The 23,889-nt window shown below is 66.7% G+C and carries 15 protein-coding genes; 9 read left to right on the top strand and 6 right to left on the bottom strand.

Annotated features, from left to right (window positions below):
* The first annotated feature begins 4 nt into the window (after positions 1–4).
* The 6 genes from AC1RJW_RS16245 to AC1RJW_RS16220 all read left to right on the top strand — a co-directional run bounded on the left by AC1RJW_RS16245 (position 5) and on the right by AC1RJW_RS16220 (position 9,383).
* Positions 5–1,147 (top strand): FIST signal transduction protein, encoded by a 1,143-nt coding sequence (locus AC1RJW_RS16245; protein WP_493045825.1) that lies wholly within the window; start codon positions 5–7, stop codon positions 1,145–1,147.
* Positions 1,144–4,656: a PAS domain S-box protein gene (locus AC1RJW_RS16240; RefSeq protein ID WP_493045823.1), complete on the top strand. Its 3,513-nt coding sequence runs from the start codon at positions 1,144–1,146 to the stop codon at positions 4,654–4,656. The genes AC1RJW_RS16245 and AC1RJW_RS16240 overlap by 4 nt, the downstream gene beginning before the upstream one ends.
* A gap of 62 nt (positions 4,657–4,718) precedes the next feature.
* The gene (locus AC1RJW_RS16235) at positions 4,719–6,524 is read left to right on the top strand and encodes a PHA/PHB synthase family protein (RefSeq protein ID WP_493045822.1); all 1,806 of its coding nucleotides are present in this window, start codon (positions 4,719–4,721) and stop codon (positions 6,522–6,524) included.
* A gap of 31 nt (positions 6,525–6,555) precedes the next feature.
* Positions 6,556–7,401, top strand: coding sequence for a universal stress protein (locus AC1RJW_RS16230; protein WP_493045821.1), 846 nt, complete (start codon positions 6,556–6,558; stop codon positions 7,399–7,401).
* A gap of 101 nt (positions 7,402–7,502) precedes the next feature.
* On the top strand, positions 7,503–8,567 hold the full coding sequence (locus AC1RJW_RS16225; RefSeq protein WP_493045820.1) for an alpha/beta fold hydrolase: 1,065 nt from the start codon (positions 7,503–7,505) through the stop codon (positions 8,565–8,567).
* 117 nt (positions 8,568–8,684) lie between these two features.
* Entirely contained in the window at positions 8,685–9,383 is a 699-nt protein-coding gene (locus tag AC1RJW_RS16220) for an alpha/beta hydrolase (RefSeq protein ID WP_493045819.1), read from the top strand.
* Positions 9,384–9,609: 226 nt separating this feature from the next.
* On the opposite strand, the gene AC1RJW_RS16215 is transcribed toward AC1RJW_RS16220, so the two are convergent.
* Positions 9,610–10,596, bottom strand: coding sequence for a magnesium and cobalt transport protein CorA (locus AC1RJW_RS16215; RefSeq protein ID WP_493045818.1), 987 nt, complete (start codon positions 10,594–10,596; stop codon positions 9,610–9,612).
* A gap of 185 nt (positions 10,597–10,781) precedes the next feature.
* On the opposite strand from AC1RJW_RS16215, the gene AC1RJW_RS16210 reads away from it, so the two are divergent.
* From AC1RJW_RS16210 to AC1RJW_RS16200, 3 genes are all read left to right on the top strand, one after another.
* Positions 10,782–11,294 (top strand): sigma-70 family RNA polymerase sigma factor, encoded by a 513-nt coding sequence (locus AC1RJW_RS16210; RefSeq protein WP_493045817.1) that lies wholly within the window; start codon positions 10,782–10,784, stop codon positions 11,292–11,294.
* A 1-nt stretch (position 11,295) separates the two neighbouring features.
* Positions 11,296–12,252, top strand: coding sequence for a FecR domain-containing protein (locus AC1RJW_RS16205; protein WP_493045816.1), 957 nt, complete (start codon positions 11,296–11,298; stop codon positions 12,250–12,252).
* Positions 12,253–12,314: 62 nt separating this feature from the next.
* Positions 12,315–14,729, top strand: coding sequence for a TonB-dependent siderophore receptor (locus tag AC1RJW_RS16200; RefSeq protein WP_493045815.1), 2,415 nt, complete (start codon positions 12,315–12,317; stop codon positions 14,727–14,729).
* A gap of 202 nt (positions 14,730–14,931) precedes the next feature.
* Here the strand turns inward: AC1RJW_RS16200 and AC1RJW_RS16195 are convergent, their stop codons facing one another.
* The 5 genes from AC1RJW_RS16195 to paoC all read right to left on the bottom strand — a co-directional run bounded on the left by AC1RJW_RS16195 (position 14,932) and on the right by paoC (position 23,888).
* Positions 14,932–16,080, bottom strand: a complete 1,149-nt coding sequence (locus AC1RJW_RS16195; RefSeq protein ID WP_493045814.1) for an OmpA family protein — start codon at positions 16,078–16,080, stop codon at positions 14,932–14,934.
* Between the two features lie 297 nt (positions 16,081–16,377).
* Positions 16,378–18,894, bottom strand: coding sequence for an ATP-binding protein (locus AC1RJW_RS16190; protein WP_493045813.1), 2,517 nt, complete (start codon positions 18,892–18,894; stop codon positions 16,378–16,380).
* A 10-nt stretch (positions 18,895–18,904) separates the two neighbouring features.
* Entirely contained in the window at positions 18,905–19,933 is a 1,029-nt protein-coding gene (locus AC1RJW_RS16185; RefSeq protein ID WP_493046052.1) for an ABC transporter substrate-binding protein, read from the bottom strand.
* A complete protein-coding gene (locus tag AC1RJW_RS16180) occupies positions 19,930–21,567 on the bottom strand; it encodes a response regulator (protein WP_493045812.1) in 1,638 nt (545 codons plus the stop codon). Before AC1RJW_RS16180 ends, AC1RJW_RS16185 begins: the two co-directional genes overlap by 4 nt.
* A 122-nt stretch (positions 21,568–21,689) precedes the next feature.
* Positions 21,690–23,888 (bottom strand): aldehyde oxidoreductase molybdenum-binding subunit PaoC, encoded by a 2,199-nt coding sequence (paoC, locus tag AC1RJW_RS16175; protein ID WP_493045811.1) that lies wholly within the window; start codon positions 23,886–23,888, stop codon positions 21,690–21,692.
* Between the last annotated feature and the right edge of the window lies 1 nt (position 23,889).

The raw sequence follows: 23,889 nt of genomic DNA, 5'->3' as shown, positions 1-23,889 counted from the left end.
TGCCATGCGCGTGCAACAACTGATCCTGAACAGCCATGCGGACTTCGATGCCGCCCTGGCGCCCCTGGCCGCCATGGCGCCCGACCTGGTGCTGGTCTTCGGCGCCTGCTCCTACTTTGCCACGCCCGGCCTGACGGCGGCGCTGCGCCGCCAGTTGCCGGGCGCCGTCGTCGCCGGCTGCTCCACGGCCGGCGAGATCGCCGGCAAGCGCGTCTACGACGACAGCTGCGTCATCACCGCCATTTGCTTTGCCCGCACCACGGTGGCGATTGCCGACGCCATCATCTGCGACATGGCGGACTCGCGCGACGCGGGCGAGCGCCTGGCGCAGGCCCTGCCGCAGGACGGCCTGGCCGCCGTCTTCATGCTGGGCACGGGCGTGGCCATCAACGGCAGCGCCCTGATCGCCGGGCTGCAGGCGAACCTGCCGCCCGGCGTGACGGTGTCGGGCGGGCTGGCGGCGGACGGCGGCGCCTTCCGCCAGACCTGGACCCTGGGTCCGCGCGGTGCGGCCGACAATACCATCGTCGCCGTCGGCCTGTACGGCGAACATATCCGCCTCGGCTACGGCAGCCATGCGGGCTGGGAAGCGTTCGGCCCGGCGCGCAAGGTGACGCGCTGCGTCGACAACGTGCTGTATGGCCTGGACGGCGCGCGGGCGCTGGACATCTACAAGCTGTACCTGGGCGACCATGCGCGCGGCCTGCCCGGCTCGGGGCTGCTGTTCCCGTTTGAAATGCTCTCGGCCGCGCATGAGAAAAGCAATGTCTTCCGTACCATCCTCGCCGTCGACGAGGAACAGGGGTCGCTGACCCTGGCCGGCGACATCCTCGCCGACGGCTACCTGAAATTGATGCATTCCAGTACCAACCGGCTGATCGACGGAGCCGAAACGGCCGCGCGCGGCGTCGCGCCGCATGCCGATGCGCAGGGCGACCAGCTGACCCTGCTGGTCAGCTGCGTGGGACGCAAGCTGGTGATGGGCGACCGGGTCGAGGAAGAAGTCGAAGCGGTGGCCGACCAGCTGGGCGGCGCGGCCTGCATCGCCGGTTTTTACTCGAACGGCGAAATCGGCATCGCCCAGCCGCACGGCGCGTGCCAGTTGCACAACCAGACGATGACCGTCACCGTCCTGAGCGAAGCATGAACCGCACCCTGGCACGCCAATTGAACCGCGTCTGCAACATCGACTCGGAAAGCGCCTGCGCCGCCTTGCTGGAACAGGCGCAGGCACTGGGCGGGCAAGCGGGCACGCCGCCCGAACTGGCCGGTTTCCTGGCCGGCTTGCCGGCCCTGCTGCAGCGCATCGACGGCGCCTACGAGCAGTCCGAACGCGACCTGGACTTGCGCTCGCGCAGCCTGGAACTGAGTTCGAATGAGCTGAGCCTGACGAATGACTTGCTGCGCACGGAACTGGCCAGCCGCAACCGCGTGATCCAGTCGCTGCGCGTGGCAGCCGTGCGCCTGCTCGACAACAACGATTCGGGCCTGCGCCTGCCGCAGGACGGCGATATCGAGGGCCTGTCGGCGCTGCTGGCCGAGCTGGTGTCGCAGCAGGAGCTGCGCCGCATCGAATTGCAGAACCAGCGCTTTGCGATGGATCAACATGCCATTGTCAGCATCACCGACACGGCCGGCACCATCATCTACGTCAACGACAAGTTCTGCGCCATCAGCGGCTTCGCGCGCGAAGAACTGGTCGGCCAGACGCACCGCCTGATCAACTCGCACACGCATGCGGACGCCTTCTTTGCGCAGATGTGGCAAACCATTACGGCCGGCCAGGTCTGGCACGGCGAAATCTGCAACCACGCCAAGGATGGCGGCCAATACTGGGTGGACGCCACCATCGTGCCCTTCCTCGATGCGGCCGGCAAGCCCTATCAGTACATCGCCATCCGCACGGAAATCAGCGACAGCAAGCGCATGGCCGAGACCATCGCGAAAAGCGAACGCGAATACCGCAACGTCGTCAACAGCCTCAACGAGGTGGTGTTCCGCACGGATTTGCAGGGCGCCTGGACCTTCCTCAATCCCGCCTGGCACACCATCACGGGGTTTTCCATCGCCGGCAGCCTGGGCAAGCATGTCCTGCAATTCGTCGATGCGCGCGATCGCGAGCGCGCCGCGTCCGGCCTGTCGCAGTTGTGGTCGGGCCAGGTGGACAGCATGCGCCATGAAGCGCGCTATGTCACCAGCGACGGCAACGTGCGCTGGATCGACGTGTGCGCGCGCGCCGAACGCGATGGCCAGGGACGGCTGGCGGGCATCACCGGCAGCCTGACCGACATCACGGAGCGGCGCCAGGCGGCGCGCGAGCTGCGGCATAACCTCAACTTCGTCGACGCGCTGATCGAGACCATCCCCATCCCTTTGTACCTGAAGGACGTGCACGGCCGCTACCTGCGCGCCAACCGCGCCTTTTGCGCCCTCTTCCATCTCGACCAGGCGCGCATCGCGGGCCTGACGGTGGCCGACATCCTGCCGCGGCAGGAGGCGCAGCAAGTGCTGCGGCACGACCTGGCGCTGCTGCAGGACCGGGGCAACCAGACGTACGAAGACCGGCTGACCATCGGCACGCGGCAGGTCGATGTCCTGTTCAGCAAGGCGGCCCTGCTGAAGTCCGACGGCGGCCTGCACGGCCTGGTGGGCACCATCGTCGACATTTCCAGCCAAAAGGCGGCCGAGCGCGCCCTGCTGCTGGCCAAGGAAGTGGCCGAATCGGCCAGCCGCTCGAAGAGCGAATTCCTGGCCAACATGAGCCACGAGATCCGCACGCCGATGAACGGCATCCTGGGCATGACGGACCTGGTGCTCGATTCCGACCTCGATGGCCACCAGCGCAAGTACCTGGAAATCGTCAAGGCCTCGGCCGACGCCCTGCTGTGCATCATCAACGACATCCTCGATTTCTCGAAGATCGAGGCGGGCATGCTGACCCTGGAAAGCATCCCCTTCGACCTGCGCCAGCTGCTGCAGGAAACCCTGCGCGCCCACGCCATGCGGGCGCAGGCGAGCGGCCTGGAACTGGTGCTCGACGTCGACCCCGCGCTGCCGCACACGCTGCTCGGCGACCCGGGCCGGCTGCGCCAGGTGCTGACCAACCTGGCCGGCAACGCCATCAAGTTCACGCAGCAGGGCGAGGTGGTCGTCAGCGCCCGGTTGCGCGCCAGCGGCGACGGCATGGCCCGCCTGCGCCTGTGCGTGCGCGACACCGGCATCGGCATCGCCGCCGACATGCAGGAGGCCGTCTTCGACGCCTTCCAGCAGGAAGACGGGTCGACCACGCGGCGCTTCGGCGGCACGGGACTGGGCCTGTCGATCACGCGCCGCCTGGTGACGATGATGGACGGCAGAATCAGCCTGTCGAGCGAACTGGGCAAGGGCAGCTGCTTCAGCGTGGACCTGGCCCTGCCCATCGGCGAGCAGCAGCCCTTGCCGCCGCCCGGCGCCACGCTGGCGGGGCGCAGCATCCTGCTGGTCGACGACAACCCCAGCAGCCTGACCATCCTGCGCCGGATCTTCGGGCACAGCGGCGCCATGGTCAGCGCCTGCGAGTCGGGCGAGGCGGCGCTGGAGCACTGCCGCGGCGCCTTGCCGGCGGACTGCATCATCATGGACTGCGCCATGCCCGGCATGAACGGCTTCGACACGGCAGCGGCGCTGGCCGCCCTGCCCCACTGGAGCCAGGTGCCCATCGTCATGCTGTCGTCGTGCGGCAGCCTGGGCGACGCCGCGCGCTGCCGCGAACTGGGCATCGGCGGCTATCTGCTCAAGCCCGCCAGTCCCGAAGAGCTGCTGGCCATCACCACGAACATGCTGGGCACGTGCCGCGGCATGCCCGGCGCGGCACCCGCCGCCATGCGCCACGCCGCGCGCGAAGGCATGCCCGGGCTGGACATCCTGCTGGTCGAGGACAACGCCATGAACCGCGAACTGGCCACCGTGCTGCTGTCGAATGCGGGCCACCGGGTCACGCATGCGGCAAACGGCCGCATCGCCCTCGAGTGCCAGGCGGCCGGCCATTTCGACCTGATCCTGATGGACCTGCAAATGCCGGAAATGGGCGGTTTCGACGCCACCGCGCAGATACGCGCGCGCGAAGCGCAGGGCATGCCGAGGAGCGTCATCATCGCCATGACGGCCAGCGCCCTGGAAGGCGACCGCGAACGCTGCATCGCCGGCGGCATGGACGACTACCTGTCCAAGCCGTTCCGCACGGCCGCCTTCCAGAGCCTGATCGAACAGCATGTGCTGCAAATAGGCCAGCGGATGCCGGCGGCGGACAGCCTGCCCGGCTTCGACTACGGCGCCGCGCTGGCCCTGGCCGACACCGACGTGATCGGCATCATCGGCGCATCGTTCCTGGCCGGCTTGCCGGCGCAGCTGCAGGCCCTGCGCGCGGCCCTGCAGTCGGGCGACCGGCCCACCGTAAGCCGGCAGGCGCATACCCTGGCCGGCTTGCTGGCCAACTTCCGTGCCGCACCGGCCGTCGCCATCGCCGCCGCCATCGAGCGCGAAGCGGCCGAGGCCCCGCAGGGCGCGTTGCTGGCGCGGCTCGCTGCGCTGGAAGAGCAATTGCGGCTGTTTGTGCAGGAAACGGACGCGGCCATCCAGGCGGCAAGCCACATGCTGCACGCATCCGGCCAAACTTGATGTAGATCATAATTTTTTGAACAAGCTCTTGCTATCCTGTAAAAAAATGACGGGAGTCCTGGATGAGCAAGACGCAGCCGAGCAAGGTGGAGCAAAAAGTGGAGCATGAGCGCCTGGGCAGCGCCTGGCAAGGCGTGCCGGTACCCGACTATCCGGAAAGCGCGCCCGAGGGCGCCACCCTGGACCTGCTGCTGAACGCCTGGCTGGGCAAGTTCACGGGCGGCATTTCGCCGGCCGCGCTGGGCAACGCGTATGCCGACTGGCTCAGCCACCTGGCGCTGGCGCCATCGAAACAGCAGGCGCTGCTGCAGGAAGCGTGGAAAAAGATCGGCCGCTGGCAGCAGTACGCCATGCAATCGGCCATGGCTGGCGGCGCCACCGAGCCGCCGTGCATCGCGCCGCTGCCGCAGGACCGGCGCTTCGAGGACGCGGCCTGGCGGCGCTGGCCCTACAACCTCGTCTACCAGGGCTTTTTGCTGCAGCAGCAGTGGTGGCACCGCGCCACCACGGGCGTGCGCGGCGTCGCGCCGCACCACGAGGATGTCGTCACGTTCACCGTGCGCCAGTGGCTCGACATGCTGGCGCCGTCGAACTTCCTGCTGACCAATCCCGTGGTGCAGCAGGCCACCCTGGAAAGCGGCGGCGCCAACCTGGCGCGCGGCATGGCCCATGCGGCCGACGACTGGCAGCGCGCCGCCATGGGCGCCCGTGCGCCCGACCAGCGCACCTATCAAGTGGGCGTGAACGTAGCCGTCACGCCAGGCAAGGTGGTCTACCGCAACGACTTGATCGAATTGATCCAGTACGCCCCCGCGACCGCCAGGGTGCATGCCACGCCGCTGCTGTTCGTGCCCGCCTGGATCATGAAATTCTATATTCTCGACCTGTCGCCGCACAATTCGCTGGTGCGCTACCTGGTGCAGCAAGGCCACACGGTGTTCATGATTTCCTGGAAAAACCCGCTGGAAGAGGACCGCGAGCTGTCGCTGGAAGACTACCGCCAGCTGGGCGTGATGGAGGCGCTCGATGCCGTTGTCCGCCTCACGGGCGCGCCGCAGGTGCACGCGGCCGGCTACTGCCTGGGCGGCACCCTGCTGGCAATCGCCGCCGCCAGCATGGCGCGCGACGGCGATGCGCGCCTGGCCAGCCTGACCATGCTCGCGTCGCAAGTGGACTTCAAGGAGCCGGGCGAACTGTCGCTGTTCATCGACGACAGCCAGGTCAGCTTCCTGGAAGCGGCCATGTGGAAGCAGGGCTACCTCGATACCAAGCAGATGGCGGGCGCCTTCCAGCTGCTGCGCTCGAACGACCTGATCTGGTCGCGCCGCCTGCGCCACTACCTGCTGGGACTCGACGAGCAGGACAGCGACCTGATGGCCTGGAATGCGGACGCCACGCGCATGCCCTGCCGCATGCACTCGGAATACCTGCGCCGTCTGTTCCTGCACAACGACCTGGCCGAAGGGCGCTACCGCACGGCCGGCCGCCACATCGCCCTGCCCGACATCAAGGCGCCCATCTTCGCCGTCGGCACCCTGACGGACCACGTGGCGCCGTGGCGCTCCGTCTACAAGCTGCAGCTGCTGACCGACACGGACGTCACCTTTTTGCTCACCTCGGGCGGCCACAATGCGGGCGTGGTCTCGCCGCCGGGCCAGCCGCGCCGCAGCTACCAGCTGGCCACGCACCGCCACGACGCGCCCTACATCGACGCAGACAGCTGGCAGCGCGACGTGCCGCACCACGACGGTTCGTGGTGGCCCGCCTGGCAAGCCTGGCTGGCGCAGCGCCCGGACGCGCAAGCGGCGCCACCGGCCATGGGGGCTGCCCTGGGCGACGCGCCGGGCAGCTACGTGCTGCAGACCTGAGAACCGACAACCGACAACCGAGGAAAACGCCATGCCCTACACTACCCTGCTGGTCCACGTCGACAATTCCCGCCACTGCGCCCAGCGCATCCGCCTGGCCGTGCGCCTGGCCGTCGCCGAGGGCGCCCACCTGATCGGCTCGGCCATGAGCGGCATCTCGCGCTACGCGTATGGCGGCGGCGTCAACGCGCTGCAGTTTGCGCCGGCGCAAATGCAGGCGCTGCGCAGCCAGGCCAGCGAGGCCTTGCACGACTTCGAGCGCATCGCCCGCGAAGAAGGCCTGGGCACCTACGAAACGCGCTTCGTCGACGATGACGCGCAAGGCGCGCTGCTGCTGCAGGCGCGCTATTGCGACTTGCTGATCCTGGGCCAGACGGATGCGCAGGATACGCCGTCGCGCGTGATCGCCGGCACGGCCGAATACCTGATGCTCCATTGCGGCCGGCCCGTGCTGATGGTGCCGCACGCGCCGTCCGCCGCGCCAGCGGGCACCGCGCAGCATCCGCTGCTGGCCTGGAACGGCAGCGCCGAAGCGCTGCGCGCCATCACCGATGCACTGCCGCTGCTGCAAAGGGCGCGGCAGGTGACCCTGGCCGTCGTCAATTCGCACGCCCAGCCGGCCGCGCACGGCGAGCAGCCGGGCGCCGACCTGGCCCTGTACCTGGCGCGCCATGGCGTCAACGTCGAGGTGCTGCAGCACGACACGCCGCCGGGCCAGGATGTGGGCACGGCCCTGCTGGCCATGGCGGCCCAGCGGCACTGCGACCTGATCGTGATGGGCTGCTACGGCCACATGCGCCTGCGCGAGGCGCTGCTGGGCGGCGTCACGCGCACGGTGCTGCAGGAAATGACCTTGCCGGTGCTGGTGTCGCACTAGCGCCGCCGGACGGGCCTTCAGCCTTCCTTCACCGGCCCCTCACCTGCGCTTCATGCGCGGCGCCGATACTGCTCATGCCCCCAACCACACAGGAGTACGGCATGAGCAACACACCCGACACCAGCACGCATTGCCACACCCGCCGCCGGCTGTTGCTGGGCACAGCCGCGTTGGCCGCCCTGGCCGCCTGCGGCGGCAGCGGGCCGCACGGCGCCCGCGCGACGGACCGGCAGATCGCCGTCGCCCCCGGCGTCAGCCTGCATGTGCGCGACTGGCCATCGGCGCAGGGCGACAGTGGCGACGTGATCGTGCTGCTGGCCGGCCTGGGCGCCAATGCCTACGCGTTCGACAGCCTGGCGCCCGCGCTGGCGCGCCGCCACCGCGTGCTCGCCATCACCCGGCGCGGCTACGGTTCCTCCAGCAAGCCTCCGCCGGTGAACGACGCCAACGATATGACGTATGCGCCCGCCACCCTGGTGGCCGACCTGCTGGCCGTGCTCGACGCCCTGCACGTCGGACGGATCATCCTGGCCGGCCATTCCATCGCCGGCAACGAGGTGACGCTGTTCGCCGGCAGCCACCCGCAGCGCGTGCGCGGACTCGTCTACCTGGATACGACCTTCGATTATCTGGCCAGCGGCGGCGAAGACGAGGAAAGCGAGAAGCTGTCCTTCGAGGCACCCGAGCCCGGACCGGCCGACCTGGCGTCGATGGCCGCATCGATCGCCTATGCCAGGCGGGTCAACAAGCACTGGTGGCCCGCGCTGGAGGCATTCTGGCGCGATACGCTCGAAGTGCAGCCCGACGGTTCCGTGCGGCCGAATACGCCGCCCGCCATCGCCAGGGCCATGGGCAAGGCGGCGCACCATTTTTCGCCCGACTACCGCCGCGTGCGCGCCCCGGCCCTGGTCATCACCGTCGATCCCGGCACCGTGGGCAACCTGCTGCCATGGCTGTCGCCGCAGTCCGATCCCCAGATCGTGGCGGACGGACTAACGTTTTTCAATGTTTTCCGCCCGCTGCGCCTGGCCGACGGCGAGCGTCTGGCCGCCGCCTTGCCCGGCTGCACCCATCTGCTCATCCGCAACGGCTTCCACAGCGATTTCTTCATCGAATATGAATCCACGGTGGTAGCCGCCATCGACGCCATGCGCTGGGAAAAATAAAGCTACGATGGCGGCGGCGCCGGAAGGTCTACAATGGATGCGCACCTGTCCGCCGCGCCGTTGCTCCTTTGCAACTGTGCGGTCTCCGCTGTTTCCTTTGCCACAAGGAGTATCCGCATGAGCCAGCCAGTCACCATCGTCCTCGTCCACGGTTTCTGGGGCGGCGCCGCCCACTGGAGCCGCGTCATCCTCGAATTGCGCCGCCAGGGCCACACGGCCATCCGTGCCGTCGAACTGCCGTTGACGTCGCTGGCCGACGATGCCGAACGCACGCGCAAGATGGTGGCGCAGGTGAATGGCCCGGTATTGCTGGTGGGACACTCCTATGGCGGCGCCGTCATCAGCGTGGCCGGCAATGCGCCGAATGTGGCGGGCCTCGTGTACATCGCCGCCTTCGCCCCCGACGCGGGCGAAAGCCCGGGCAGCATCACGCAGGAACACCCGCCCCTGGGCGCGGCCAATCTGGAAGGCGACAGCGACGGCTATCTGTGGGTCAAGCCCGAGCAATACCATGACAGCTTTTGCCAGGACCTCGATGCGGAAGAAGGCGCCGTGCTGGGCGTGGTGCAGAAAGCGCCGCTGGCCAGCACCTTCGGCGACACCGTCAGCGACCCCGCCTGGAAGCATAAACCCAGCTGGTACCAGATTTCCAGCGCCGACCGCATGATTTCCCCCGTCAACCAGGAGCGCATGGCCGCGCGCCTGCAGGCGCGCAAAGTCATCACGCTCAACGCCAGCCATGCGTCGCTGGCCTCGCGTCCCGTGGAGGTGGCGGCGCTGATCCTGGAGGCGGCCAGCGCGGTGGCGCAGGCATAAGCGGCACGGGCAAAAAAAAGGCTCCTGAAAACCAGGAGCCTTGTGGCGTCGGACAGGCAAGGTGGTCCGCACCGGCGGCTCTGGGGTGCAGCGCCGGCCGGACCGCTATCCACGCCAAGGAGGTTCATTCACCTGCCGTCAAGCGCATTCACCGGGACAGTTTCATCGTAGCAGCTGATTGCGCGGCAAAACTCTCCAATATTTGCATGCCGGCCATCTGCTGCCGCTACAGCCAGCCTTCGCGCTTCAGGCGCCGGTGCAGCCAGCAGCAGCCGGCGATGATGATGACGATCACGGCCGGATAGCTGCCGCGCCACTTCAGTTCCGGCATGAATTCGAAGTTCATGCCGTACAGGCTGAAGACCATGGTGGGCACGGCCAGGATGGCGGCCCAGGCGGCCAGGCGCTTGACCACCTCGTTCTGGCGGATCGAAATCTGTCCCAGCGCCACCTGCATGGCTGAATTGACCAGCTCGCGCATCTGCCCCGCCGTGTGCGTGACCCGTTTGACGTGGTCGAGAATGTCGCGGTAATAGATGCGGTTTTCCTTGGGCACGATATCGCCATGGAAACGGATCAGCTGGGTGCAGATGTCGTGCAGGGGATTGACGGCCGCATCGAGCTTCAGCAGCTCCGTCTTGAGCTGGTAGAAGTCCTGCAGCTTGTCTTCGTTCAGGCTGGGTTTGAACAGCTGCAGTTCATAGTGCTGGAAACGGGCCTGCAAATGGTCGATGCAGGGCTGGTACTGATCGACGATGAAGTCGATGATGGAATACAGCACGTAGCCGGGGCCGCTGGCCAGTTTCTCGGGCACGCTTTCCTTGCGCTCGCGCAACTTCGCATAGCCAGCCGAAGGGCCGTGGCGCACCGTGATGATGAAGCGGGGGCCGAGAAAGACGTGGGTTTCGCCGTAGACGATGGCGTCGCCGTCCAGGGTGGCCGTGTGCACCACCATGAACAGGGTGTCGCCGTACTCTTCCAGCTTGGGCCGCTCGTGCGCGCCCTGCGCATCCTCGACGGCCAGTTCGTGCAAGCCGAAGGCCGATTGCAGCGCCTGCATGGCCGTGACGTCGGGGCTGGCCAGGCCGATCCAGACGAAACAATCGGCGTCGCCGAGAAAGTCGCCCACCTTGTCGATGTCGAAATGGGCGATCTTCCTGCCGTCGCGATATGCTTCGCAATTGACGACGGCGGCGTGGGTACTGAGGTCCATGGTGATCTTCGGCTGATGGCGGCAATATCGGGTCGCCAGTATAGCGGAAATGCCATGATGGCCATGCCAACTGAGCCAGCGCATTGACATTCGGGCACGCCAATGTAAAATGAGAACCATTCGCATTTAAGAAGAGCCTGCATGCGCCAGCGGCACGGGACTTCCGCGCCAACTTGGAGTGTGCCGTGACGTATGCCGTATCCCCTGCCGCCGATCCTTTAGCTCAGATGTATGGCCAGCACCATCCCTGGCTGCTGCGCTGGCTGCGCGGCAAATTGTCCTGCACCGATCATGCGGCCGATCTGGCGCAGGATACCTTCGTCAAGCTGCTGGCCACGCCCGGCGAACGCGCCGCCACCCTGCGCGAACCGCGCGCCTACCTGACCACCGTGGCGCGGCGCCTGCTGATCGACCACTACCGCCGCCAGTCGCTGGAGCAAGCGTGGCTGGCCACCCTGGCGCAGCTGCCCGCGCCCGCCGCGCCATCGGCGGAAGAGCGTTTGCTGATCCTGGAAACCCTGCACCGGATCGATGCCATGCTCGACGGCCTGGGCGCGAAGGTGCGCACGGCCTTTTTGCTGTCGCAGCTGGAAGGCATGGCGTATGCGGTCATCGCCGCGCGCCTGAAGATCAGCGAACGCACCGTCAAGCGCTACATGGTGCGGGCGTTCGAACAATGCATTTTGTTGCTGGCCTGATATGGGTGCGGCTCTCGATGCGCGCGCCGCGCGCGAGGCGGCGCACTGGATGATGCGCCTGCAAGGCGGCGAACTCGACGCAGCAGCGCAGCAGGGGCTGGCCCGCTGGCGCGCCGCCCACCCCGACCATGAAACGGCCTGGCAACGCGCCGAGCAAGTCTGCTGCACCTTCGGCATGCTGCCCCCGCCCTTGGCCATGCCGGTGCTCGACCGCCCGGCCGGCGGGCCGCGCCGCGCCGCCCTGAAAATCCTGGCGCTGCTGATCGCCGCCGGGCCAGCGGGCTGGGCCATGCTGAAAGTGCCGCCGTGGCAGGCATGGACGGCGGACCTGCGCACGGCAACGGGCGAAATCCGCCATCTCGCCTTGCCCGATGGCAGCGCCCTGAGCCTGAACACGGCCAGCGCCGCCGATATCGCTTTCAGCGACGCGCTGCGCCTGCTCCAGCTGCGCGCCGGCGAGCTGCACGTGGCGACCAGTCCCGATGCTCTCGGGCGTACCTTCATCGTGCGCACCAGCAACGGCAGCATCCGCGCCCTCGGCACGCGCTTCACGGTGCGCCAGGAAGACAGCCTGTTCGGCGCGCGCACCCAGGTGGCCGTTTCGCAGGGCGCCGTCGAAGTGCGGCCCGCCGAGGGCCAGCCCGTCATCGTGCGAGCGGGCTGGCAAGCCAGCTTCGACGAGGCGGCCGCCAGCGCGCCGCAGCCGCTGGCGCCGCATGCGTCCGCGTGGACCAAAGGATTACTGTACGCGGACGATACGCCGCTGGCCGACGTGCTGGCGCAGCTCAGCCGCTACCGCCACGGCGTGGTGCGCTGCGACCCTGCCGTGGCGCGGCTGCGCGTGTCGGGCGTGTACCAATTGCATGATACGGATCAATTATTATCACTATTGCAAGCCTCGCTGCCCATCCGCGTGCAACGCCACAGCCGCTGGTGGATTTCCATCGAACCCGCATAACTATTTTAAAAAATAATGTCCCTTTCGCGCATGTGCCCCGTCAATCCACACAGGACCAACACATGAACGAAGGGAAACAAGCAATGAAGCACTACCGCAACACCAGCATGACCCTGGCCCTGTTGGGCGGCCTGGCCTTGACGCCGCCCGCATTCGCCCAGCATCAGGAAGCGCCCGCGCGCCACTACCAGGTGGCAGCCGGCCTCCTCAGTACCGCCCTGTCCGCCTTTGCGGCCGAGGCGGGCGTCAGCATTTCCGGCGCCGCCAGCCTGTACACGGGCTTGCACAGCCGGGGCTTGAGCGGCAATTACCAGGTGGCCGACGGCTTTGCCCGCCTGCTCGATGGCAGCGGCCTCATTGCCGTCGACCAGGGCGGCGGCAACTACGCCGTGCGCAGGCTGCCGTCCGCCAGCGAGGCAACCACCCTGCCCGGCATCGCCGTGCGCGCCACGGCCGAACGCAGCACCAGCACGGAAGGGACGAATTCGTACACGACACCGGCCACGGCCAGCGCCACGGGATTGGTGCTGTCCTTGCGCGAGACGCCGCAATCGGTCAGCGTCATCACGCGCCAGCGCATGGATGACCAGGACTTGCTGACGGTGCGCGACGTGCTGCGCAACACGCCCGGCATCGCCGTCAACCAGTTCGACACGGAGCGCAGCACCTTTTCCGCGCGCGGTTTCGACGTCGACAATTTCCAGTACGACGGCGTGCCCACCACGTATAAGGTGCAGTATTCGGGCGGCGAATCGGAAATGGATTCGCTGATCTACGACCGCGTGGAAGTGACCCGGGGTGCCACGGGCTTGCTGACGGGCGCCGGCTACCCGTCCGCCTCGATCAATCTGGTGCGCAAGCGGGCCAGCGCCAGGCAGTTCGAAGGGCAATGGTCGCTGGCGGCCGGTTCCTGGAGCGATTACAGGGGTACCGTCGACCTGGCCACGCCGCTGAACGCGGACGGCTCCGTGCGCGGCAGGATCGCCGGCGCCTGGCAAGACCGCAAGTCGTTTACCAATGGCTATTCCAACCAGCGCCAGCTCGTCTACGCCACCGCCGAGGCGGACCTGGCGCCCGGCACCGTGGCCACGCTGGGCGCCAGCTACCAGAAGAACGACCCGAAAGGCAGCAACTGGGGCGGCTTCCCCCTGTGGTACAGCGACGGCACGCGCACCGATTTCGACCGTTCCGTCACCACGGCGCCCCGCTGGGCCGCCTGGGCCACCGAGCAGACGAACGTGCACGCCACCGTGGAACACGCGCTGGGCCAGGGCTGGAAGGCGCAGGCGCAAGCCATGTACAGCAAGCACACGGAAGACACGCCGCTGGTGTTCCTGGCCGAACGGCCCGACCGCATCACGGGCCTGGGCATGCTCGGTTACCCGAACCGCTACATCGGCCAGCGCGACCAGAGCAGCGTTGATGTGAAGCTGTCCGGGCCATTTACCCTGGGCGGACGCGAACATGAGGTCATCGTGGGCGCCAATTACACGCTGCAGCATGCCGAATTCAGCGTCAAGGAAGCGCTCGATCCCGAACCGATCGGCAATTTTCTCGCCTGGGACGGCAGCTACCCGCAGCCCGCCTGGGGCGAACCCGTGCTGTCGGAAAAATATACCACTAAGCAATATGGTGCCTACGGCGCGGCGCGCCTGAACCTGGCCGACAGCACCAAACTGATCCTCGGCGGACGCCTGAGCCGCTGGGACAAGGACCGCATCGGCTTTGACGGCAGTGCCCGCTTTGCCTTCGCCAAGAGCAAGTTCGTGCCCTACGCGGGCCTGGTGGTGGACCTGAACGACACGTATTCGATGTATGCCAGCTACACGGACATCTTCCGCCCGCAGGAAAACCAGGACCGCGCGGGCGCTTGGCTGGACCCGCTGACGGGCCAGAGCATGGAAGTGGGCGTGAAGGGGGAACTGGCCGGCGGCCAGGCCAATGGTTCCATCGGCCTCTTCGAGATCAAGCAGGACAAGCTGGCCCAGCCGGACGGCGCGCACCGGGTCCCTGGCACCACCACGCAAGCATATTACGCGGCGCGCGGCGCCACCAGCCGCGGCATCGAGGGGGAATTGTCGGGCCGCCTGGCGCCAGGCTGGAACGTGACGGCCAGCGCCAGCCACTTCCGCGCCAGGGACCGCGAGCAGCAGGACATCAACACCCTGTCGCCCCGCTCGACGGCGCGCCTGTTCACCACCTGGAAGGTACGACCCGACCTCACCGTGGGCGGCGGCATCAACTGGCAAAGCAAGTTCTACTTTGACGACGAGGGCCCGAACGGCAAGGAAAGAGTGACGCAGCAAGCCTACAGCACGGTGAGCCTGATGGCCACCTACCAGCTGTCGCGCCAGCTGACGGCCCAGCTGAACGTGGAAAATGTACTCGACAAGAAGTACATCAACATCAATACCTATGCGCAAGGCACGTATGGCGCGCCGCGCAGCGTGCGGGGGACCTTGACGTACCGGTTCTGATACAAGCGGTACCGGCATAAAACGCCAGGCGAACGGTGGCAACGGCTGAAAAATGCCGTTGCCGCAACTCGTCTTACTGCGTTCTTGCGTACATCACGCGCACCTCCACCCTGCGGTTCAAGGCATTGCACTGTTCCGTTTCATAGGAGGTGGTACTTGCCTCGACAGGGCATGTCACGCGCGGTTCCCGCGCACCCGCCCCTTACGAGGCAAATGTCAGGTTCTTTCCCTCCAGCGTCGTTCTGAGCACATTGACAATCGCCTCTGCGCGCAACTCCGAAAGACGCTGGTTATCCACGCCTTTTCCTGCAAGGCTCCTGGCGAAAGGACGGGTATCGCTGTGACCGCGTACCAGAATGTCACGCGGCGTACCCGATGCCACAATGGCTGAGGCAAGAGCCCGCAGACGCGCTTGTGCCGTTGGCAACAATTGATCGCTGCCAGTCTTGAACAGCAAGTCGTTGGAAAGGTCGAAACAGGGATTCAGCGCAGGCCGGCTCTTGATGATGCGCATCGTGGCCGCGTCCAGGCGCAAGGTGGCAACCCTGAGGATGGTCGGTTCGGGGCTGAAAATGCCGGCCTCCGGCTTCGTGCGTACACTGAACGTGACAAGCGACACGCCGCCAACGCCAGTCCACAAGACATCGGCATGATGTACCAGCAATCGTCCCCCCGCGCCCCTGCGGCAGTCAAGGATGGGGCGGCCGACGACTTCCGTGACGCGCTCGATTTCACCGAGCTCGCTATCGGGCACTTCGATGCTCACGTCGGGAATACGCACACCCAATAGCTGGAAAGCCATATGCACCATCTTCATGAACGGCCCGAAGAACAGCACGAGTACCAGCGGTGCCACGAACACTGCGGCAAGCTGCGCCAATCTGCGCTGCGGCTTCGGCTGCGCGCCGGCGACCGTGATGCCGCCTTGCGTGCCAGCCGTGCCTAGCATCAGGGCGAGAAAACCGGCACAAAAAAAGATCAGTATCAGCAAAAACAAGGAAGGTTGTGCGCCGGCGAAAGCAAAATGCAAGGACAGCAAAAAAAAGGAAAGCGATACTAGAAAATAGCCAACGCCGTGCAGCCCGGCTGGAACGACAAACAGGGCCGCGCGCCCATGGAAGGCGCGCCGCGTGGAAACACACCGTTCCAACAAAGAAAGCAGTTGCAGCAGCCACAGTGCAGACATGGCCCCGAACAACAAAAAGATGCAGTACAGAAAACCGAACATCAGTGCCACAAAGATAAAGAACACCACTTCGCCTGGCGTCAGGCCACTGGGGAAAAACTGGATGTCAAACAGATAGGTCAGCGTGACGATGGCCCCCGCTGCAACGGCCAGTTTATATGTCAAGGTCGTCACGAGATCGAGGATCGCTATTTTCTTGCTCAGCGAATCGCTGCTGTACGTCGGGACAGGTGCTGCTCCTGGCGGGGGTCTCGGTATGATCACAGTATCGCCCTAATTTAACGACAAGTCGTTTGACTCGCGTGGACAGACAACAGACATTCTCATCACGCCTTTGGCAAAGGCTGGAATGACGGGTCCATCCATACAAGTCTAGTGAGTCGTCACGCGGCTGTGCGGACATCGCAGCGAAGCTTGATACGGATTAAACAAGGATGATCGGGGTTGAACGACTCGGCGGCGCTACCCCGTCGAAATGACCTTGTTCAAGGCACGCCGCAATTCCTTCAGCCGGGGCGGCTTGCCCAGCACGCAGTTGACGTGTTCGGGATAGTCGCTGTCGGCCGCCAGGCGCTGGCCCCAGCCCGTGAGCATGATGATGGGCGTGGCCGGCGAGCACTGGCGCACCGCGCTGGCCACCTTGCGCCCGTCCACGTGGGGCATGCCCAGGTCCGTGATGACCACGGCGAAGTATTCATGCCGCTCGTATGCGGCCTGGAAGCAGTCGATGCCGGCCTGGCCCCCATCGGCCGACACCACGTCGTGGCCATCGATTTCCAGGATGTCGCGCAGGGACTTGAGCACCATCGGGTCGTCGTCCACCACCAGGATGCGCAGGCGCGGCGGCACAGCGTGGGCCATATCGGGCGCTTCCGCCCCCTCGTGCGCGGCGCAGGCGGGAAAATCGAGGCGCACCGCCGTGCCCTGCCCCGGCGCCGTGACGATGTCGATGCTGGCGCCATGGCGCTCCATCATGCCATACACCATGGCCAGGCCCAGGCCCGTGCCCCGCTCGCCCTTGGTGGTGAAAAACGGTTCCAGGCAGCGGCGGCGCGTATTGTCGTCCATGCCGACGCCCGTGTCGCCCACTTCGATGCGTACCTGCCGCGCCGCCTCTCCCGCTGCGCCGGCGCAGCTGGTGCGCACGCTCAGGGTGCCGCCTTCCGGCATGGCGTCGACGGCGTTGAAGACCAGGTTCGTCAGCGCTTCGCGCAGTTCGCCCACGCTGCCCGGCAGCATGGGCAAGCCGTCTGCCAGCTCCATGCGCAGGGCGATGACGATGCCGCGCTGCTGCGGCATGTCGCTCCAGCGCGCGCGCGTCAGGTCCAGCACCTGCTGCACCACCAGGTTGGCGTCGATGGGAGACAGCGCCAGCTGCGGTTCGCGCTGGCGGTAGAATTCGCGCATGCGCGCCACGGTGGCGGCCACGTCGTCGATGGCGCGCTCGATCACTTCCAGGCAATGCCGGCCCTGCGGACTGAGATTGGTTTCCGTCTCCAGCAGCGATTCCGTGTACAGGGCCACGGGGGAAATGGCGTTGTTGATATCGTGCGCGATGCCGCTGGCCATCTGCCCCAGCGCGCGCAGGCGCTCCTGCTGCATCACAGACTGCTGCGTCTGGCGCAAGTCGTCATACGCGCGCTGCAGCGCGCCGTAGAGCTGCGCCTGATTGGCGGCCAGCGCCACGTGTTCGCTCAGCTGGCTGAGGAATTCGCATTCGCCGCTGGTAAAGCTGTGCGCGGCGCGGCGCGCCACGATCAGGATGCCGAAGACCGTGTTTTCGGCCAGCAGCGGCGCCATGACGAGGGCCCGCAGCCCCCCTTGCGCCAGCCGCTGCGGAAACGGAAACGCCACCCCGGCAATGTCGGCTTCATATACGAGCTTGCCGCGCACGCAGCTCGACAGGCCATTCTCGTCGATGGGGATGTGCGCGTGTTCGCTCATCATGAACGATAGCGCCAGCGCCTCGCTGCGCACGCCCACGCACGTCACCTGCAGCGCATGCTCGGACGGCTGATACAGGCAGATGCAGCTGAAATCGATAGGCAGCTGCTCTTCCAGGCTGCGCACCACCACCTGGAAGATGCTGCGCAAGTCCTGCCGCTCGCCGATCGAGCGCGTGATCTGCTGCAGCAGGTTCAGGCGCTCCAGCTGTTCATGCACCTTGCGCTCGGCCAGCTGGCGTTCGGCAATCTGCGTTTCCAGGGCGGCATTCGTCTGCGCCAGCTCGTCGCGCGAGACTGTGGTGCGCCGCAGCTTGTCCGTCATGCCGTCGAAGGCGCGCGCCAGGTCGCCGATTTCATTTTTCGTGTGCACGCCGAGCGCAAAATCGAGCTTGCCGGCGCCGACGATCAGGGTGCCCTGGCGCAACTTCTCCAGCGGTCCCGTGACGCTGGTCATGGTGAAATAGATCAAACCGGCCACCAGGGCGATGATCAGGCCGCCAAACAACATGACGGCCACGTTGGCCCGCTGCTGCGCGTCCAGCACGCCTTGCCGGCTCAATTCGGACAGCCGCATCGCATCCGAGATCATGCCCTGCACCTTGCCCATGATCTGGCCGGACAGGCGCGATTCCAGCTCGCCCAGCACCTCGCGCCGCTGCGGGTCCTGCCCCAGCTCACGGTGATTCGCGACAAACAGGTTGAACAGGCCGCCCACGCGGGCCAGGTCGCCCTGCAATTCGCGCAGCAGCGCGCGCTCCTCGACGCCGTTGAAGGCGGGCGTAGCCAGCAGCCCCGTGGACAGCGACTCGCTGCGCAGCTGCCACTGGGCCCGCGTGCGCGCACCATGGTGCAGCGCGTATTCGATCGACAGGTAGCGCAGCGACGTGACGGCTTGCAGGATATCGGCCGCTGCCCTGTTCTTCGCCAGTTCGCGCTGCATCGCCATGCTGGTGGAAAACAGCACGGCGACGATGATGGCCACGAGCGCCACGCAAAACAGTTCGGCCAGCTTGAAGCGCGTGACGATTTTCACGGTAGCCTTCTCAATGAATGACCGTCACGGCCGATGGCGCCACGGTTTCCAGGCCGTCCAGGTAGACGGCGTCGAGGAAGTTCGGCATCTCGCCATTCCCGGCCAGGCGGTTCCTGATGGCCCAGCGCGCCTCGTCTTCCAGCGCCAGCAGCAAGCCCTGGTCGAGCACGACGCCGAACTGATAACCATGCCAGGCCGCCTGCAGGCGCGCCGCCTCGCTGGCCGAGGCGTTGGAAAACAGCGCGCGCGCGGCGTCGGGCTCGTCCTGGCAAAAGCGCGCGCCGGCGAGCAGCGCGCGCAGCACCTTGCGCATCATGGCCGGGTGGCTGCGCACATAGGCGCCCGTGCCGGCCACGTTGAACAGGCCGGCATACACATCCTCGCCATAGAAGATGGCCGCGTTGCCCGCAATGGCATGCGTCATGCCCGTCAGGAACGGTTCCCAGCCGGCCGCCGCGTCGACCTCGCCCCGCGCCAGCGCCCCGGCCAGCTGCTCCGGCGCGTAGTTGCGCACGGTGACTTCGCCGGGCAGCAGCTTCTGGCGGTTCAAAAAGGCGTCCAGCGCGAATTGGCCCGACGTGCCCAGGGTCACGCCGATGCGCTTGCCCTTCAGGCTGGCGGGCGTGGACACGCCGCGGTCCAGGCGCCCCACGATGCCGTGGTCGCGCTCGGCCTCGAAGATGCTGGCGATGATGACGACGGACTGCTTCTGCAGGCTGGCCAGCACGACGGGGATGTCGGACACGGTGCCCAGCTCCGCCCGGCCCTGCAGCACGGCTTCCAGCGACGCCTTGCCCGACGAATACGGCTGCAGCAGCGCGTCGATGCCTTCGCGCGCGAAATAGCCCTGGCTGCGCGCGGCCAGCACGGGGCAGCTGCCCACGTATTCCCCATTCACGGCCAGGCGCAGCGCTTCCACGGGGCCGGCCGGCGGCGCGGGACGGGCATTGAGCCGCCAGATGGCCACGGCGGCCAGCGCCAGCAGCAGCAGTGCGGCCGCCCGCCTGAGCGTCCGCCGCGCCGGCGCCGCGCCGCTCATGCGCTGCACGGCGCCGTGGCCGACTCCAGCGCGCTGTTGATGGCCTCGGAAAACGCCGCCACGTCGATAGGCTTGGTCAGATAGCGGTAAAAGCCCGCCGCCAGCCCCTGGCGGATATCGCCGGGTCCGGCCACGGCCGTCAGGGCGATGACGGGAATATGCGCGGTGCGGGCATCGGCACGCAGCAGTTGCATGACTTGCGTGCCGCTGATGTCGGGCAGGTCGCTATCCATCAGTATCAGCTGCGGCAGGTGGCGGCGCGCCAGGTCCAGGCCCGTCTGCCCGTCGCCGGCCGACAGCAGGTCGAGATCGGGACGGAAATGGATCAGGTTCGCCACCAGGGTCACGTTCAGGGGATTGTCTTCCACGTACAGCAGCGTCTTGCGCTCCGGCAACGGTAGCGTTTCAGCGGGCCGGGCAATGGCGAACAGGCGCGGGCTTTCCTGCAGCGGCTGGCGCGCCGGGCAACTGGCGATATCGAGCCAGAAGGTGCTGCCGCGCCCGGGCGTGCTGGCCACGCCCAGCCTGGCCTGCATGGCTTCGGCCAGGCGCTTGCTGACCACCAGGCCCAGGCCCGTGCCTTCCTCGTCGCGCGCATCGCGCCCCAGGCGGTTGAAGGGCTGGAACAGCGCCTCCAGCTGCGCGGCGCTCAGCCCGGTGCCCGTGTCGCGCACGGACAGGCGCAGCTGCCGCGCATCGGCGGGCTGGCAATCGACGTGGATCTCGCCCTGTTCGCGGTTGTACTTGACGGCGTTCGACAGCAGGTTGATCAGCACCTGCTTGAGGCGCGTGCGGTCGGCCAGCACGTGTACGCCGCCCGCTTCGACGAACGTCAAGGTGATGCCGCGCTTGTGCGCCAGCGGCTCCATCATTTGCCAGCATTCGTGGTAGATGTCGGCCAGGCCCACGGGTTCCATCGACAGCGACAGATTGCCCGACTCGATTTTGGCGATATCGAGGATATCGTTGATCAGGGTCAACAAATGCCGGCCGGCGCCAAAGATGTGCGAGGCAAAGGTTTTCTTTTCCTGTGCCGTCGAGGGGATGGAATCGGACGTCAGCATCTGCGAAAAGCCCAGGATGGCGTTGAGCGGCGTGCGCAGCTCGTGGCTCATGCTGGCCAGGAAATTGGTCTTTTCCTGGTTCGCCCGCTCGGCCACTTCGCGCGCCAGCCGCAAATCCCGGTTCATGGCGTCGAGTTCGTCCGTGTGCTGGCGCAGCAGCAGTTCCAGGCGCGCATTGGCGAGGCGCAGCTGGCGCGTTTCCAGCGCCCGCGCCAGTATCAGCAGGATGCCGGACACCTTGAACGGCTTGACGACATAGTCGAGCGCCCCCGCCTTCATGGCTTGCACGGCCGAGGCGATCGTGCCTTCGCCCGTCATGATGATGCAGGCCAGGTCAGGATCGATCTTGCGCGCCGCTTCCACCACGGCGATGCCGTTCATGCCCGGCATCATCAGGTCGACCAGCAGCAGGTCGAACGATTCGACGGCCAGCAGGGACAGCGCCGCCTCGCCCGACGCGAGCCCCGTCGTGTCGTACGCCTGGCCGCGCAAGGTGTCGCACAGCGCGCGCACATGCGCCAGCTCGTCATCGACGATGAGTATCCGCGGCGGCATTGATGAGCTGTTCATGCATTCTCCTGGCGGCATGGCCTTGCGGACAGGGAACTTGCCCCGCAACATGCGTTCCGAGCATAGCACTTGAAAATTACCAAAAATACACGCTTTGTCACGCGCGCGGCGGCGCCGGGATACTAAGCCATCACGGGCAGCCCCCGCAGCAGCTTGTCCAGGGTCAGCGGATAGTCGCGCACCCGCACGCCCGTCGCGTTGTAGACGGCGTTGGCGACCGCCGCCGCCACGCCGCAGATGCCCAGCTCGCCCACGCCCTTGGCTTTCATGGGCGAGGACGTGGGGTCCGTTTCTTCCAGGAAAATGACGTCCTGGTGCGGGATGTCGGCGTGCACGGGCACTTCGTAGCCGGCCAGGTCGTGGTTGACGAAGAAGCCGCGGCGCCGGTCAACGACGAGTTCCTCCATCAGGGCCGCCCCCACGCCCATGGCCATGGCGCCGATCACCTGGCTGCGCGCCGCTTTGGGATTGAGGATACGGCCGGCCGCGCACACGGCCAGCATGCGCCGCACGCGCACTTCGCCCGTGTCGCTGTCCACGCCCACTTCCACGAAATGCGCGCCGAACGTCGATTGCTGGAATTTCTTGTCGAGGTCGCCGTATTCCATGTGGTCTTCCGCGACGACATCGCCATGAAAGGCGGCGGCCGCGAGCGGCACGCTGCGCTCGCCCTGGCTCACCTGTCCATCGGAAAAGCGTGCTTGATTTTCATCAAAGCCCAGCTTGCCGGCAATGGCCTGGCGCAGGCGCACGCAGGCCGCGTACACGCCGGCCGTCGAACTGTTGCCGCCCCACTGCCCGCCCGAACCGGCCGAAACGGGAAAATCCGAGTCGCCCAGGCGCACGACGACACGGTTCAAGGTCACGCCCAGCATTTCCGCCGCCGTCTGCGCAATGATCGTGTAGCTGCCCGTGCCGATATCCGTCATGTCCGTTTCCACGGTCACGATGCCGTTGCCGTCCAGGCGCACCCTGGCGGCGGACTGCATGACGAGGTTGTTGCGGAAGGCCGCCGCCACGCCCATGCCCACCAGCCAGCGGCCGTCGCGCCGCGCGCCGGGCTGGCTTTGCCGCTCTTTCCAGCCGAATTCCACGGCGCCCGTGCGCAGGCAGTCGATCAGGCGGCGCTGGGAAAACGGTCTGCCCGGCTTTTCCGGGTCTACCTTGGTGTCGTTCAGGATGCGCAAGACGATGGGATCCATTTTCAGCTTGTCCGCCAGCTCGTCCATGGCGATTTCCAGCGCCATCAGCCCCGGCGCCTCGCCCGGCGCGCGCATGGCGTTGCCTTCCGGCAAGTCGAGCACGGCCAGGCGCATGGCCGTCATGCGGTTGGCACCCGCGTACAGCAGGCGCGTCTGCATCACGGCCGTTTCCGGCTGGCCGCCCTTCAAGTCGCCCGACCACGATTCATGGCCGATGGCCGTGATCTTGCCATCGCGCGTGGCGCCGAGGCGCAGGCGCTGGATGGTGGCGGGCCGGTGCGTCGTGTTGTTGAACATCAGGGGCCGCGTCAGGGCGACCTTGACGGGACGCTGCGCGGCGCGCGCACCCAAGGCAGCCAGCAAGGCTTCCGCGCGCACGAACAGCTTGCCGCCGAAGCCGCCGCCGATATATGGCGAAACGATGCGCACCTTGTCCTTCGGCACGCCCAGGGTGCGGGCCAGGTCGCCCCGGCCCCAGTCCACCATCTGGTTCGCCGTCCACAGCGTCAATTGATCGCCCTCCCACGCGGCAATCGAGGCGTGCGGCTCCATCATGGCGTGCGACTGGTCAGGCGTCGTGTAGGTCGCGTCCAGCCGCACGGGGGCAGTGGCAAAGGCGCTGGCGAAGGTGCCCGTCTTGCTGTCGGGCTTGCCATCCTTCGGCTTTACAGCGCTGCCCTTGGCCTTGGCCAGGTCGAAGGCGCCCGGCTGCTCGACATACTTTACGTCGAGCAACTGCGCGGCCGAACGCGCTTGCTCGAAGGTTTCCGCCACCACCAACGCGATGGCCTGGTGGTAATGCTCGATGTCCGGGCCGCCCAGCAGTTTCGCCGTGTTCATCTTGCCTTTGCCCAGCTTGCCAGCCGATTCCGCCGTCACCACGGCCAGCACGCCCGGCGCCAGGCTCGCCGCGCTTGTGTCGATGGACGCGATGCGGCCCTTGGCAATCGCCGCGCCGACGACGTGGCCGTAGGCGGCATGCGGCGCGGCCTTGTTCTGTTCATACGCGTACGGCGCCGTGCCCGTGGTTTTCAGGGGGCCGTCGATGCGGTCCGTGGGGCGGCCCACGACTTTCAGCTGGTCGATGGGATTGGTGGTCGCAGGTGTCGTGAATTTCATG

It is taken from the genome of Janthinobacterium sp. GW822-FHT07A03 (assembly GCF_058798815.1).
Note: the sequence above shows the minus strand (reverse complement) of the source record. Positions and strands in the feature narration are given on the sequence as shown.

Excerpts from the sequence above, each read along its gene's own strand:
- AC1RJW_RS16230 (WP_493045821.1), top strand. The coding sequence starts at position 6,556 with ATGCCCTACACTACCCTGCTGGTCCACGTCGACAATTCCCGCCACTGC.
- AC1RJW_RS16215 (WP_493045818.1), bottom strand. The coding sequence starts at position 10,596 with ATGGACCTCAGTACCCACGCCGCCGTCGTCAATTGCGAAGCATATCGC.
- AC1RJW_RS16225 (WP_493045820.1), top strand. The coding sequence starts at position 7,503 with ATGAGCAACACACCCGACACCAGCACGCATTGCCACACCCGCCGCCGG.
- AC1RJW_RS16185 (WP_493046052.1), bottom strand. The coding sequence starts at position 19,933 with ATGAGCGGCGCGGCGCCGGCGCGGCGGACGCTCAGGCGGGCGGCCGCA.
- paoC (WP_493045811.1), bottom strand. The coding sequence starts at position 23,888 with ATGAAATTCACGACACCTGCGACCACCAATCCCATCGACCAGCTGAAA.
- AC1RJW_RS16200 (WP_493045815.1), top strand. The coding sequence starts at position 12,315 with ATGAACGAAGGGAAACAAGCAATGAAGCACTACCGCAACACCAGCATG.
- AC1RJW_RS16180 (WP_493045812.1), bottom strand. The coding sequence starts at position 21,567 with ATGAACAGCTCATCAATGCCGCCGCGGATACTCATCGTCGATGACGAG.
- AC1RJW_RS16245 (WP_493045825.1), top strand. The coding sequence starts at position 5 with ATGCGCGTGCAACAACTGATCCTGAACAGCCATGCGGACTTCGATGCC.
- AC1RJW_RS16240 (WP_493045823.1), top strand. The coding sequence starts at position 1,144 with ATGAACCGCACCCTGGCACGCCAATTGAACCGCGTCTGCAACATCGAC.
- AC1RJW_RS16235 (WP_493045822.1), top strand. The coding sequence starts at position 4,719 with ATGAGCAAGACGCAGCCGAGCAAGGTGGAGCAAAAAGTGGAGCATGAG.
- AC1RJW_RS16220 (WP_493045819.1), top strand. The coding sequence starts at position 8,685 with ATGAGCCAGCCAGTCACCATCGTCCTCGTCCACGGTTTCTGGGGCGGC.
- AC1RJW_RS16205 (WP_493045816.1), top strand. The coding sequence starts at position 11,296 with ATGGGTGCGGCTCTCGATGCGCGCGCCGCGCGCGAGGCGGCGCACTGG.